The organism is Rhizobium sp. BT03, from assembly GCF_030053155.1.
Lineage (GTDB): Bacteria > Pseudomonadota > Alphaproteobacteria > Rhizobiales > Rhizobiaceae > Rhizobium.
The window spans coordinates 3,833,276-3,846,979 of the sequence record NZ_CP125640.1 but is presented as its reverse complement, the minus strand read 5'-3'; the positions used below and the strand labels follow the sequence as shown (position 1 = coordinate 3,846,979).

Here is a 13,704-nt window from a genome sequence, read left to right as displayed (position 1 = left end):
GAGCGTGCCCCTGCTAAAAAATACGGACGCAGGAAGAAGGGACAAAAGCGCATTTCGATAGAGCGCCGCACTCCCATGAGCGGCCAGAAGCGCTGGAAAGCTTTTTCCAACTCACAAGTTCCCACTTCACGCGGGGTTCTTGACGCCAGAATGAAACCGGATCGCATGGTGCGCTCCGGCGATAGTCGTTGTGGCGCCCCGAAAGGTTATGCCTTGACTAATTTTGAATCGCTTGGTGTCTCCAAGCCGATCGTCGCCACCTTGTTCCAGCTCGGCATCGAAACGCCGACGCCGATCCAGGAACAGGCCATCCCCCTTCTCCTCCAGGGCCGAGACCTGATCGGCCTTGCCCAGACCGGCACCGGCAAGACCGCCGCCTTCGGCCTGCCGCTCATCGAAAAGCTGCTTGCCGACGAGCGCCGCCCCGACAACCGCACGACGCGGACGCTGATCCTGGCGCCGACCCGCGAACTGGTGAACCAGATCGCTGACAACCTGAAGAAGTTCATCCGCAAGTCGCATCTGCGCGTCAACGTCGTCGTCGGCGGCGTGTCGATCAACAAGCAGCAGCTGCAGCTCGAAAAGGGCACCGATGTCCTGGTCGCAACGCCGGGCCGCCTGCTCGATCTCGTCAATCGCCGCGCCATCACCCTGACCACGGTGCGGTATCTCGTGCTCGACGAAGCCGATCAGATGCTCGATCTCGGCTTCGTGCACGACCTGCGCAAAATCGCCAAGCTGGTGCCGAAAAAGCGCCAGACCATGCTGTTTTCGGCCACTATGCCGAAGACGATCGCCGATCTCGCCGGCGAATATCTCGTCGATCCGGTCAAGGTCGAAGTCACTCCGCCCGGCAAGGCTGCCGACAAGGTCGAGCAGTATGTCCATTTCGTCGCCGGCAAGAACGACAAGACGGAACTGCTGCGCAAGTCGCTGACCGAAAACCCCGATGGCCGCGCCATCGTCTTCCTGCGCACCAAGCATGGTGCGGAGAAGCTGATGAAGCATCTCGACAATATCGGCTATTCCGTCGCCTCGATCCACGGCAACAAGAGCCAGGGCCAGCGCGAGCGGGCGCTGAAAGCCTTCCGCGACGGCAGCATCAAGACGCTGATCGCCACCGACGTTGCCGCCCGCGGCATCGACATCCCGGCCGTCAGCCATGTCTACAACTACGACCTGCCCGAAGTGCCCGACGCCTACGTCCATCGCATCGGCCGCACGGCGCGCGCCGGCCGCGATGGCATCGCAATCGCCTTCTGCGCCCCCGACGAAGCCAAGCTGCTGCGTGATATCGAGCGCCTGATGGGCGTCGACATCGCAGTCGCAAGCGGCGAAGCGCCGGCCAATATCGGCAGCGCCGGCCCCCGCCGCGGCAACGGCAATGGCAACAACCGCAATCGCGGTGGCGGCCAGGGTCGCGAGGCTCAGGGTCGCGGCGAAGGCCGTGGCGATCAGAACCGCTCGGAGCATCGCGGCAGCCGCCAGGAACGCCGTCCGCGTCCCGAGCGCACAAGCCGCAACGAGGATTTCCGCGGCCAGCGCCGCGGTGAAGCCACCCCCAATCTCGGCCCCGACAACGATCTGGTCTCGACCTCCGACTTCCGTCCCTCGGCAAAGCCGCAGCGTCCTGCCCATGGCGGCCCCAATGGCCATCATGCCAATGGCGAGCCGAGCGGTCATCACCGCGGCAACGGCCGCCACGCCCACGGCCGCCCGGCCCGCAAGCACGGCGAAGACCGCGGCCCGCAGCAGGCCCAGGGCGGCGAACCCCGCCGCGAGGGCAATGGCGGCAACCGCCGCGGTGGCTCCGGCTCCCGCAATGGCGGCGGCCAGCGCCGCGAACGCGCTTGAGCGTTGATTGAACCAAAGGAAAAAGGCCGGGTCGAACCGGCCTTTTTTCGTTGAAGCATGCGGCAACCGTCCGCCTACGCTCTGGCCTCTACCTGCTGAACGACCCTGCGGTTCGTCAAATAGACGCCGACGACCACGATCACTGTGCCGACAATCAACGGCACGGTCAGCGGTTCCCCGAAAGCGATGAAGGCTTCGAAAGCGACGGCCGGCGGCATCAGGTAGATCAGCGAGGCCGCGCGGGAGACCTGCCCGCGGCGAATCAGATAGAGCAGCAGTCCGACGCCGCCCATCGACAGTCCGAAGACCGACCAGACGAGCGCGGCAAAGGCCTGCATTGTGCCATCGAAATGCTGATGCTCGAAGATCAGCGAAAGCGGTAGGGTGAGAAGCAGCGCCCCGACATATTGCAGCGTCGCGATGGACCTGAGGTCGCCGGATTGCAGGTGCTTCTTCTGATAAAGCGTGCCGTAGGTGACGGACCCCATGGCGATGAGGTTGATCGCCAGCGGCAGGGCCGCATGGGTGAGATCTGATGTCGCCGGATCGAGGAGTTTCGGCGAAATGGCGATGGCAATGCCGATAAAGCCGAAACCAAGACCGAGCTTTTGTGTCGGCTGCAACCGCTCACCGACGAGAAAGGGAGCCGCCATCGCCGTCAACAGCGGCTGCAGCGCCGCGATGATCCCCGATATGCCGGCCGGCACACCATTGGCAATCGCCCACCAGAGACCGGCGAGATAAAACCCATGCAGGAAAAAGCCGGAATAGACGGCACGCAGCGCCGTCACCCGGCTTTTCGGCCATTGCGCCCCGGTCACCAGGCAAAAGCCCAGGAACGCCAAGGCCGATAGCGCATACCGTATCGAAAGAAAGGTGAAGGGCTCGGAATGCAGCGCCGCATATTTCGCCACCACCCAGCCCGTGGACCAGAGCAGAACGAAGAGAGCGGGGGCGAGGCGGTCGAGGGACATGGCGGCGGCTCGGGTAGAGGAAGTTTCGCCGTGCTGATAGCCGCAGCCGGCGGCCACAGTCAAAGGCGAAGCGTTGATGCTTATTTGAAATTTCGCTGATGGGTCAGGATCGGCCGGGCGAGATGGCTTCCCCAAACAACTGCCGTATGGTTATTTCGATAGAGCAGAGAGGGACGGATGATCCAACCGCTTGCCGATCTCCACCCTTGTGGGGGAGATGCCCGGCAGGGCAGAGGGGGGTGTGCCGCACGGCACGTCCGCTCCTCGTCACAGGATGTGTACGGTTCCGCCAGTGCCTAACCCACGGCGGCCGAACAAAAAACCATCACCTGCCCAAATTTTGCGCGGCCTTCGCGGAGCAGCCATCCGCCACCTCGCTTCCACCGCCCGGATTCCCCCTGTTTCCCGCAACGCAAAATCTTTTCCTCGAACTGCGCATGGTTCTTGCATTGCAATTTGCGTTGTATTCAAATGAACAAAAAAGGGGAGCACGCACCTTTGGCATTTGATGAAATGATTACCGGGGACGAAAGTCCTCGCCCGCCTTATGAAAAATATTTTGAGTGGTACAACAGCCAAGACCGGTCGCATCTGATTGCCAAATCCCGCGATGCGGAAAACATCTTCCGGAAGACCGGCATCACTTTCGCGGTCTACGGCCATGCCGATAGCTCCGAAAAGCTCATCCCCTTCGACATCATCCCGCGCATCATCTCCGCCCGCGAATGGCGCAAGCTCGCCCAGGGCATCGAGCAGCGGGTGATCGCGCTCAACGCCTTCTTGGACGATATCTACCACAAGCAGGAGATCATCCGCGCCGGCCGCGTCCCGCGAGAGCTGATCGAGAACAACGTCACCTTCATCCCTGAGATGATCGGCTTCCGCCCGCCGGGCGGCGTCTACACCCATATCGTCGGCACCGACATCGTGCGCACCGGCGAGGACCAGTTCTACGTGCTGGAGGATAATGCCCGCACGCCTTCCGGCGTCAGCTACATGCTGGAAAACCGGGAAACCATGATGCAGATGTTCCCGGAACTCTTCCATGAGAACAAGGTGCAGCGCGTCGAAGACTATCCTTATCTCTTGCGCCAGAGCCTTGCTTCGCTCGCCCCTCCCGGCTGCAGCGGCAAGCCGCGCGTCGCGGTGCTGACCCCCGGCATCTACAATTCGGCCTATTACGAGCATTCCTTCCTCGCCGACATGATGGGCGTCGAACTGGTCGAAGGCTCGGATCTGCGCGTCATCGACGGCAAGGTGAAGATGCGGACGACCCGCGGTTACGAGGCGATCGACGTGCTCTACCGCCGCGTCGACGACGATTTCCTCGATCCGCTGACCTTCCGGGCCGATTCCGCACTCGGCATTCCCGGCATCATGGATGTCTACCGCTCCGGCAACATCACCATCGCCAACGCGCCCGGCACCGGCATTTGCGACGACAAGGCGATCTATTCCTATATGCCGGAGATCGTCGAATTCTACACCGGCAGCAAGGCGCTGCTCGAAAACGTGCCGACCTGGCGCTGTTCGGAGACATCAAGCCTGAAATACGTGCTGGAGCATCTTGAGGAATTGGTCGTCAAGGAAGTGCACGGCTCCGGCGGCTACGGCATGCTTGTGGGACCGACGGCCTCGAAGAAGGAGCGCGCCGATTTTGCCGAGAAGCTGAAGGCCAAGCCGAACAATTATATCGCCCAGCCGACGCTGTCGCTCTCCACCGTGCCAATCCTCGTCAACAAGGGCATTGCGCCGCGCCATGTCGACCTGCGTCCCTATGTGCTCGTGTCGGACAAGGTTCAGATCATTCCGGGCGGGCTCACCCGCGTGGCGTTGAAGCAGGGCTCGCTGGTGGTCAATTCCAGCCAAGGCGGCGGCACCAAAGACACCTGGGTATTGGAGGACTGATGCTCGGAAGAACCGCAAACGGCCTCTACTGGATGTTCCGGTACATCGAGCGCGCCGAAAATATCGCCCGCCTTGTCGATGCCGGGCTGCGCATGTCGCTGACCCGCAGCAGTGCCGGCGACGACAACTGGGATGGCGTGCTGCAAAGTGCCGGCGTTCGCGAAGCCTATGACGAGGGCCACACGAAGCTGACCAATGCCGATGCGATCGACTATCTCCTGCGCGATCGTGCCAACCCGTCGAGCGTCATGTCCTGCATCGAGTCCGGCCGCAACAATGCCCGTATGGTGCGCACCGCGCTGACGCGAGAGACCTGGGAAGCGACCAACGAATGCTGGATCGACCTGAAGTCGCTGCTCGAAAAGCGCGTCAAGCCGGCCGAAATGCCTGAAGTCATCGACACCATCAAGCGCCGCGCCGGTCTCATCCGCGGCGCCTTCCATGGCTCGACGCTGCGCAATGAACTCTATAATTTCGCCCGCATCGGTACCTTCATCGAGCGGGCCGACAATACCAGCCGTATTCTCGACGTGAAATATTACGTGCTGCTGCCCTCGGTCTCGGCCGTCGGCTCCTCGCTCGACAACGTCCAGTGGGAATCGATCCTGCGCTCGGTCTCCGCCCACCGTGCCTATAGCTGGGCCTATGACGGCGAATACCGGGCGATGAACATCGCCGACTTTCTGACGCTGAACGTGCAGATGCCGCGTTCGCTCGCCTATTGCTACGAGAAGATCGTCAGCAATCTCGGCTATCTCGCCCAGGATTACGAGGCGCGGCTGCCTGCCCACGATACCGCCGATGCAATCCGCACCACGCTGCAGACGCGGGCGATTCGCGACATCATGGATCAGGGCCTGCACGAGTTCCTGGAGGATTTCGTCTCGCGCAACAACCAGCTCGGCGCGGAAATTTCCGACGGCTACCGGTTCTACGTTTAAGCGGATCAGAACATGAGACTGAAAATCAGCCACCTCACCGAATACCGCTACGACGAACCGGCGCAGTTCTCGCTGCAGCGCCTCAGGCTGACGCCGCCGACAACAGCCGCCCAGAAGGTGCTCGGCTGGTCGCTGAACGTCGAGGGCGCCAAGCCCGAGGTGGAATATGACGACCAGTACGGCAATCACGTCAACCTGGTCTCGCTGGAAGGCGCACAGCACCTGACGCGCATCTTCGCCGAAGGCGAGGTCGAAACGACTGATAATAACGGCGTCACCGGCCCGCATACCGGCTTCTGCCCGCTTTGGCTCTTCCTGCGCGAAACGCCGCTCACCAAGGGCGGCAAGCTGGTCAAGGAGCTGATCAAGGGGGTCGCTGGCGATAACGAACTTGCCCGCATGCATGCGCTGATGGCAGCAATCCATGAGACGGTCGACTATAAGCCCGGCACCAGCAACACCGCGACGACGGCCGAACAGGCGCTGGAAAGGAAGAGCGGCGTCTGCCAGGACCATGCCCACATCTTCATTGCCGCCGCCCGCGCCCTGCAGGTACCGGCCCGTTATGTCTCGGGCTATCTGATGATGGAGGAAAAGGTCGAGCAGGCGGCGACCCATGCCTGGGCCGAAGCCCATATTCCCGGCCTCGGTTGGGTCGGTTTCGATCCCGCCAACGAGATCTGCCCGGATACGCGTTATGTCCGCGTTGCCTCCGGCCTCTGCTACCGCGACGCCGCCCCGATTTCGGGCATGCGTATCGGCACGCCGGGTGAAACGCTGTCGGTGACCGTGAAGGTCGAGGATGGCGGCCAGATGCAAAGCCAGAGCCAGAGCTAAGCGGCATCGGCCGCTCGGAAGAGCGAGATCCAAATCTCGGCTCCCTTGCATGCGCGCACCGGATTTCGACGGTCTTCCAGGGCTGATATCTATGTGCTCAGCTGCTGGCGACATCCGGCCTTTCCCCCTCGAAGGGCCATGGCTGGGCCTATCCATCGCGCGGCGGCGATCTCCTGCAGATGGATTGGTCTCGGCCGCGCCGTTTCACCAGCACGTCACGCCGCCAGACGATGCGGAATTCGGACAGCCCATCGAGGCCCGATATCCGCCACGCCAACACCTGTCGGGTATCACGCATGGACATGGCTCAACGAGAAGCATCCCGGCTCGCATCAGGCGAACGCAGCCAACGTTGATCCGTCGCAATGACCGGGCCGCATGGCCGTGGTTGGATTTCAGAAACAAGCAGAGCGGAATACACCGTCGTCGTGGCATATTGGGCAGAAGCTCCCGCGAAGACGGCCTGGCTGACAATGTCTGGATCTTCGGATGATGACTTCATTGGTGATGACGGACGCATTCCAACGTCTCAGCCTGGCGCTTGCGATCGGCATCCTCGTCGGGATCGAGCGCGGATGGCGCGAACGCGAGGCTGCGCCGGGCAAGAGAGTGGCGGGCATCCGCACCTATGGCCTGTCGAGCTTCCTCGGCGGCTTTTGCGGTTTTCTGCAGCCGATCACAGGACCGATCCTGCCGACGGCCATCTTCGTGTTCTTCTGTATCACAGTGCTCGTCTTCAGCGGCATGCAGGCAGCACGGGAGAAAGATTACAGCGCGACCGGCACCATCGCCGCGATAACGGTCTTTGCGCTCGGCTTCGGCGCCGTAGTTGCGGATATGACGGCGACTGCGGCGAGCGCCGTCGCGATCACCGCGCTTCTGGCGGCGCGGGAGCCGCTGCATGGATTTCTCCGGAAACTGACCTGGCTCGAATTACGGGCCGCCCTGATCCTGCTGACGATGACAGTCGTCATTCTTCCGATTCTTCCCGACGAGGCGGTCGATCCCTGGCAGACGATCAACCCTTTCGAGCTTTGGATGATGACCATCCTCATCGGTGCGGTTTCATTCGCCGGTTACGTCATGATCAGGCTCAGCGACGCCAAAGCCGGAATATTGCTGACCGGGGCCTGCGGCGGTATCGTCTCGTCGACGGCGCTGACGCTTTCCTTCGCCCGCCAGTCGACGCAGACGCCCGCCCTCTCGCCGCTGCTTTCGGCCGGAGCGATGCTGGCGGGAGCCGTATCCCTCAGCCGGGTGCTTTTGATCTGCGGCGTCATCGCGCCTGATATATTGAAGGAGCTTGCGGCATCGCTCGGCCCGGCTGCCGCGATCCTTGCCGTGGGCGGCGGCCTCGCCGGATTGTCGCGGCGCTCCGATGGCGGTTCCGATTTTTCACCGCGAAATCCGCTGGAAGTGATGGTCGTCATCCGCTTTGCGCTTCTGCTTGCCGTCGTGACCGTCGTGACGCGGGCAACTTTGGCAGTCTTTGGAACCCAGTCGCTCGTCGCGGTCGCTTTCATCACGGGGCTCGGCGATCTCGATGCCATTACCCTCTCCATCGCCAAGCTGTCGTCGCAGACCGTACCTGCGGACGCGGCCGCGCATGCGATAGCGGTCGCCGCCTTCGCCAATCTTCTGGCGAAAACCGGTCTTGCGGCAACGGCGGGAAGCATCGGTTATGCGGTTCGACTGGCGATCACCACCGGCATAGCGACGCTTGCGGGCGCGGCCGGCTTGTTTCTGATGTGAACGGTCTGCGCTGTCGGCAGAGGCTCCAGTTCCGCACGTCGGAACGACAGCCCCGATAGGGCTGTGGCCGGCGGCTTTCACCGCAGGCTTCGCCACTCCCCTGGCGGCACGCCGGTGGCAGCTTTAAAGGCCTTGGAAAAATGGCTCTGTGAACCGAAGCCGCAGGCGGAGGCAACGGCTGCAGGGCCGTTTTCCCGGTCGCGAAGAAGCTTCGCTGCCTGCTCGATCCGTCGCACCGCCACGTAGCGATGCGGAGGCATTCCGAAGCTGACGCGAAACATCTTGGCAAAATGAAAGGTGCTCAGACCGGCTTCCCGTGCTAGCCGATCAAGCGTCAGCGCCTGGTCGAGGTTGGCGTCGATGTAATCAGCAGTACGGCGACGCACGGAGGGTGAAAGCCCGCCGCGCACCGCCTCTTGCCGCGCCTGCCGATTGTGCGATTTCAGGATACGATGAATGAGAAGCTTACAAACCGCATCAAGGGCGACACGGTCGCTCTTTTCTTGCCAGTTCAGAGGCAAAACCCCTCCCCGGTCAATCATCGCCATCGCCGGGTCATCGCAGAACGTCAGATCCATCAGATCGATATGTCTGGGATCGATATCAAACGATGTCAGCGCTTCATAAGCGAGGAGCTCGGGATCGACGTAAAGATGAAACATCCTCAACGGTCCGCCGATATGCCATTGGCTTTTGTGTTCGGCCGGCAATAGGCAAAGCTTGCCTGGTGCTCCGCCCGATAGCCGCTTATCCTCACGGATGACCCTTTCGCCGCCGTCAAGATAGATGCTCAGCGTGTGATGATCGGGGCGCTCATAGAACGCTTGTCCTGCGCTGTTGGTCCACTCCGCAAGCGACAGCCCCCGGTCGACCGAGCCGGAGCGCTGAAGGCATGCGCCGGATCTTGAGAGCGCTTCTTTCACTGTCAGACGGTGTTGCTGTTCCATGATCCATCGAGGCCTCGTCTCGCGAGTTTGAAGGGGACGGCGCAGCCGATCAATAGGACCAAAGGCAAAAAACCCAAGAATATACAAAGCCTCCAGGGTCAGCGGCATAGACCTTGCTGTTCGGCGCGGTATCGATCCTCCAATTGTCGTTGACGGAGTGAAAGACCATGACCGGCCTCTGCTATGCTTTAACCGTCCTGATCTGGGGCACTACCTGGATCGCCATCAAGAACCAGCTTGGCGTCGTTCCGATTGAAGCGTCGATCGCCTATCGCTTCGCCCTCGCCGGCGCGATATTGTTCGTAGGCCTGACGGTTGCAAAGAGGCTTCAGCCCATTCCCTTGCGTCATCATCCCTATGTGTTCCTGCAGTCGATCTGTCTCTTTTCCTGCAATTTTCTTTGCTTCTATATCGCCGAAACCCTGGTGCCGAGCGGCATCGTTTCGGTAATCTTTTCAGCGGCGACAATCTTCAATCTTGCCAATGGCATAGTCGCATTCGGTCAGAGGCCGTCGGCGCGCATTCTCGTCGGCGCGGCCTTCGGTGTTGCCGGCATTGTCTGCCTTTTTTGGAATGAGGCTGCTGCCGCCGCGTTCGACCGCAACGTGGCGATCGGTGTGATGCTTGCCCTCCTCGGGACATGGTTCTTTTCGGTCGGCAACCTGGTGTCCGTGCGCAACAGGAAGCACGGACTGTCGGTCACTTCGGTAAACGCATACGGAATGCTCTATGGCGCGGGCATCGTCTCGGCATTCGCCGCCCTTCGACGTGTCGAATTTACCTTCGATCCTTCAGTCTCCTATGTCGGCTCTTTCCTTTATCTCGCGATTTTCGGCTCAGTGATCGGGTTTACCACCTATCTCACCGTCGTTAACCGGCTGGGAGCAGCCAAAGCCGCTTACATGACCGTCCTCCCATCGTTGCCCTGACGATTTCGATGTTTTTCGAAGGTTATCGGCTCGGTCCATTGGCAGCGCTCGGGCTCTGCGCCGTGCTGGTTGGAAACGTGCTGGTTTTTTCACCAGCGCCTCGACTGGCCGTTTTTGTCAGGCGCTTTCCTCTCTGATGCCAGAGCGAATTCCTCTGATCCGCCCGCCGGCGGATTAGCCTTTCGGCCGCGCCGTTTCCCGCTTGGGCGTGGCGACATCGTCGATCAGTTCGACCATCCGGTCGATCTTGCGGAAGCGTTCGACGCTGAGCTCGCCCAGCCGCGCCGCGACGGTCCAGGAGATATAATCGATCATCGTCGCAGCCGCGGTGAAAGAGTTGAATGCCGCCAGCGAATGGCAGCGGCATCGAATGACGTGGTCGGCAGCCTTGGCGCTTTCGGCGGCACTGATATCGGTAATCAACACCGCGATGGCGCCCGTGGCCCGGATCTCGTTCAGAAGCAGCGGAAGCTTGCGCGGCCGGCGGCGGAAGGCGAAGCAGATCACCAGATCTCCCTCGCGAATACCCGACAATTCATGCGCCATCGAGGTGCCGGTGGCCGGCAGAACCCGCACGTCGTTCTTGATCAGGCCGAGGTAATGCGCGGCATAATGCGCCAGGCCGAAGCCGTTGCGCATGCCGACCACGAAGACCCGTTCGGCCTCGACACAGGCGCTGCAGATGGCATCGAGCGTCTCCGGCGGTGTTCCGTCCGCCGTGGCGCGGATGTTGTCGATATTGGTCTGGACCACCGCCGCCAAAGTCGGGACTTCGGCGGCATGCTGCGCGGTATCGATTGCGCCGCCCTGCGGCGATCCCCAATGGATCGCCTCGCGGATCTGGCGTTTGGCGGCGGGATAGGACGAATAGCCGAAGGTGCGAATGAGCCTCGCCGCCGTCGCCGTCGAAACGCCCGCCTTGCGGGCAAGCTCGCCTGCCGTGTAAAGCGCCAGATCCATCTGATGCTCGAGCATCACATCGGCCAGCCGCCGTTCAGAGGGAGAAAGGCCGGCATAGGCGGAATAGATTCTGGATTCCAGTGACCTTGTCGGCTTCATGGCAGGGATCATGACCCTGCTGATCGCCGCGACCATGACCTGGTACGTCTGTTCCGGCCTCATTCCCTGGGAATATCTCGGCCAGGCGGGCACGCCGCTTTTCGACGCCGCCCGGGTGACCGGGAACACCGGCCTCATGGTTCTGCTCTTCGTCGGCACGCTGTTTTCGACGCTGGCTTCGGCGAACGGCTGCATCAACGATGCGTCTCGCGCCTGGTTTTCCATGGGCCGCGACCGCTATCTGCCGATCTGGTTCGGCGCGGTGCATCCCGTTTACCGGACACCCTATCGCTCCATCGTCTTTCTCGTGCCGATCGCATTGATCTTTGCGCTGGGAGCGCCGCTCGACCAGGTCGTGACCTTCTCGATCCTGTCCGGCCTGCTCGGTTATACCTTCATGACCTTCAACATGGTGATGTTCCGCAACAAGTGGCCGCTGGGAAGCATCAAGCGCGGATACGTCCATCCGTTCCATCCGCTGCCGACCATCGTGCTGCTCCTGCTTTGCGGCGCCGCCTACTTTGCGGTGTTCCTCGGCTATGGGACGCAGCTCATCGCCATGACCGGTTTTTACATCGTGGCATCGCTGTGGGTCCACTTCCGCCGCTACCGCTATGTCCGGCGCGGCGACCAGTTTACCATGCCGTGGCCGAGGCCGGAGGGCTACTGACAATGCCTGTCCCTTCCTGCTGTGAGGTAACGCGATCGTTTCCCTTGGCCTATTGATCCTCTCGCTGGCCGCATGCATCTCGCTCGCAGCGCTTGCGCTCAAAGAGCATCGCAAGGTGATGGCGCGGCGCCATAGGCTGCTGGATGAAGCGGCGGCTGTCTTGACGTCCCCCCGCTTCCGGCTTTCCGCAGATGATCATCCTGTGGTGAGCGGCAGCCTGGAGGACGGCACGGCAGTCACCCTCGATGTTTTCACCGATACGATGGTGACACGCCGGCTGCCGCAGCTTTGGCTGCGGGTCACATTACAGGACGGCATTGCCGATGCGTGGCCCTCGGTCGGCATCCTCGCGCGGCCGACGGGTTCGGAATATTATTCGGCGGTTCACGGCCTGAACGAGTGGATGGCCCCGCCGGCGACTGAGGTTCCGGTGCTGATGCGCGGCACCGCCGATGCGATGCACCGCCAATGGCTTTCCCTGCGACACGGCCTGGCCGGCCTGGTTGCCGACCCCAGGTTCAAGGAGGCCGTCGTCACGCCGCGGATGGTTCGCGTGGTGATCCAGGCGGCAGAAGGCGAGCGTTCGGCTCATCTCCTGCTGCGGCAAGCGCGCTTTTCGGTCGGCACCGTGCCCCAGCCGACGATACGCCGAACACTGGATATGGCACTGGAACTCCGTTCGCTTGCCGCCAACGCTGTGCAACGCGCAGCCGTCGATGCCATTTAAGGAGCGTGCGATGGAAAAAGGGCCCAATCCATATCTCGTTCTCGCACTGGCCATCATATTGCCAGGCGCGGGTCACGTGGCGATAGGAGAGCCGCGCCGCGGGCTGACCTTCGTCCTCTTCGTCATGTTCTTTTCCATCCTCACCTTCATGACGACGACATCCGATCAATCCTTCATCGGCCGGCACGCAGGCGGGCTTTTCATCTGGGCCCTGTCCATCCCCGATGCCTACCGCCGAGCGAGGCTGGCACGCCTTTAAAGCATGTCGCGCAAAGTGTGCCGCGGTTTTAGGTCCGCACCTCCTCAAGACCACTTGCGACTGCACCGCTTCGCTAGCGGGGCGTGTTGACCGGTATGTGCAATGAGACGCCCGCTTTTTCGGCCGCTAGCCGCAGCCGCTTGTCCCTGGTCCATAGCGTCGCTCTCCGTTCAAGAAGAACGGACGCCAGCAAGTGAGCATCGGTGTAGCCGATGCCCATGCTGAAAATGCCATACCGATTGATCATGGTCATGACTTCATCGTGCGTCGCGACAACCGCTCCGCGCTGAGCCGCCAGGAAGGCCATCACCCTGTCGCGATCCCTAAGGCTGCCGAGAGCCAACTCGCCGATCACGCTCGGATGGCAAAGCAGCCGATCGTCTTCAATAATTCTGCGTAGCTCTGCATCGGCATGTCGGAAATGGTCAATCCAGATCGAAGTGTCTGCCAAGATCACTTAACTGCTGCGCTCCGGCGGCGCGGGGCTGCCTCGGCATCCGGCATGGTTCCTCCGAGTGCGATGAGGCGCTTTCCGGACTCTACGCGAACAAGCGTTTCCAACGCTTGTCGGACGAGAGCTGCGGTTTCCTTAATGCCGGTCAAAGACTTCGCCCTATCCATGAGTGCGTCATCGAGATTGATCGTGGATCGCATCAGCCGGCTCCTCTGTTGAAGCACATCAAGTAGCACCAATTGGTGATAAAATCCACGCCGATATTCCGCCCCATATGCCGGACTTCGCCCCACGGCTGAGGCAGCGCAGTGCGAGCGCTCAACCATGTAAGCGGAAAAGAAAGAGCTTGATGATTCCGCGGGCGGCTTTCCGGGCCCCGAGTTCACGCGAAAT

At 61.6% G+C, this 13,704-nt stretch carries 13 protein-coding genes and 1 pseudogene; 9 read left to right on the top strand and 5 right to left on the bottom strand.

Annotated features, from left to right (window positions below; translation table 11 throughout):
• The first annotated feature begins 165 nt into the window (after positions 1 to 165).
• The gene (locus tag QMO80_RS18670; protein ID WP_283200225.1) at positions 166 to 1,854 is read left to right on the top strand and encodes a DEAD/DEAH box helicase; all 1,689 of its coding nucleotides are present in this window, start codon (positions 166 to 168) and stop codon (positions 1,852 to 1,854) included.
• A gap of 74 nt (positions 1,855 to 1,928) precedes the next feature.
• On the opposite strand, the gene QMO80_RS18665 is transcribed toward QMO80_RS18670, so the two are convergent.
• A complete protein-coding gene (locus QMO80_RS18665; RefSeq protein ID WP_283197840.1) occupies positions 1,929 to 2,828 on the bottom strand; it encodes a DMT family transporter in 900 nt (299 codons plus the stop codon).
• A gap of 498 nt (positions 2,829 to 3,326) precedes the next feature.
• On the opposite strand from QMO80_RS18665, the gene QMO80_RS18660 reads away from it, so the two are divergent.
• The 4 genes from QMO80_RS18660 (at position 3,327) to QMO80_RS18645 (ending at position 8,266) form a co-directional block, all read left to right on the top strand.
• Positions 3,327 to 4,736: a circularly permuted type 2 ATP-grasp protein gene (locus QMO80_RS18660; RefSeq protein WP_097626502.1), complete on the top strand. Its 1,410-nt coding sequence runs from the start codon at positions 3,327 to 3,329 to the stop codon at positions 4,734 to 4,736.
• Entirely contained in the window at positions 4,736 to 5,677 is a 942-nt protein-coding gene (locus tag QMO80_RS18655; protein WP_097626500.1) for an alpha-E domain-containing protein, read from the top strand. The genes QMO80_RS18660 and QMO80_RS18655 overlap by 1 nt, the downstream gene beginning before the upstream one ends.
• A 12-nt stretch (positions 5,678 to 5,689) precedes the next feature.
• Entirely contained in the window at positions 5,690 to 6,514 is an 825-nt protein-coding gene (locus QMO80_RS18650) for a transglutaminase family protein (RefSeq protein WP_097626498.1), read from the top strand.
• Positions 6,515 to 7,003: 489 nt separating this feature from the next.
• A complete protein-coding gene (locus QMO80_RS18645; protein ID WP_283197839.1) occupies positions 7,004 to 8,266 on the top strand; it encodes a DUF4010 domain-containing protein in 1,263 nt (420 codons plus the stop codon).
• 77 nt (positions 8,267 to 8,343) lie between these two features.
• On the opposite strand, the gene QMO80_RS18640 is transcribed toward QMO80_RS18645, so the two are convergent.
• Positions 8,344 to 9,321, bottom strand: coding sequence for an AraC family transcriptional regulator (locus QMO80_RS18640; RefSeq protein ID WP_283197838.1), 978 nt, complete (start codon positions 9,319 to 9,321; stop codon positions 8,344 to 8,346).
• A 59-nt stretch (positions 9,322 to 9,380) separates the two neighbouring features.
• Between QMO80_RS18640 and QMO80_RS18635 the strand changes: the two genes are divergently transcribed.
• A complete protein-coding gene (locus QMO80_RS18635) occupies positions 9,381 to 10,142 on the top strand; it encodes a DMT family transporter (RefSeq protein WP_283197837.1) in 762 nt (253 codons plus the stop codon).
• Positions 10,143 to 10,316: 174 nt separating this feature from the next.
• Here QMO80_RS18635 and QMO80_RS18630 read toward each other — a convergent pair whose 3' ends face one another.
• Complete coding sequence (locus QMO80_RS18630; protein ID WP_283197836.1) at positions 10,317 to 11,201, bottom strand: MurR/RpiR family transcriptional regulator; 885 nt, start codon at positions 11,199 to 11,201, stop codon at positions 10,317 to 10,319.
• Here QMO80_RS18630 and QMO80_RS18625 point away from each other — a divergent pair.
• The 3 genes and pseudogenes from QMO80_RS18625 to QMO80_RS18615 all read left to right on the top strand — a co-directional run.
• Positions 11,200 to 11,871 (top strand): annotated as a pseudogene (locus QMO80_RS18625) (APC family permease); the annotation flags it as partial. The gene QMO80_RS18630 and the pseudogene QMO80_RS18625 sit on opposite strands and share 2 nt — an antisense overlap.
• A gap of 160 nt (positions 11,872 to 12,031) precedes the next feature.
• Positions 12,032 to 12,598 (top strand): hypothetical protein, encoded by a 567-nt coding sequence (locus tag QMO80_RS18620; RefSeq protein WP_283197835.1) that lies wholly within the window; start codon positions 12,032 to 12,034, stop codon positions 12,596 to 12,598.
• Positions 12,599 to 12,608: 10 nt separating this feature from the next.
• A complete protein-coding gene (locus QMO80_RS18615; protein ID WP_283197834.1) occupies positions 12,609 to 12,857 on the top strand; it encodes a hypothetical protein in 249 nt (82 codons plus the stop codon).
• A 73-nt stretch (positions 12,858 to 12,930) separates the two neighbouring features.
• Here QMO80_RS18615 and QMO80_RS18610 read toward each other — a convergent pair whose 3' ends face one another.
• Together QMO80_RS18610 and QMO80_RS18605 are read right to left on the bottom strand one after the other, a co-directional pair.
• Positions 12,931 to 13,314, bottom strand: coding sequence for a type II toxin-antitoxin system VapC family toxin (locus QMO80_RS18610; RefSeq protein ID WP_283197833.1), 384 nt, complete (start codon positions 13,312 to 13,314; stop codon positions 12,931 to 12,933).
• A complete protein-coding gene (locus QMO80_RS18605; protein ID WP_283197832.1) occupies positions 13,311 to 13,511 on the bottom strand; it encodes a type II toxin-antitoxin system VapB family antitoxin in 201 nt (66 codons plus the stop codon). Before QMO80_RS18605 ends, QMO80_RS18610 begins: the two co-directional genes overlap by 4 nt.
• Between the last annotated feature and the right edge of the window lie 193 nt (positions 13,512 to 13,704).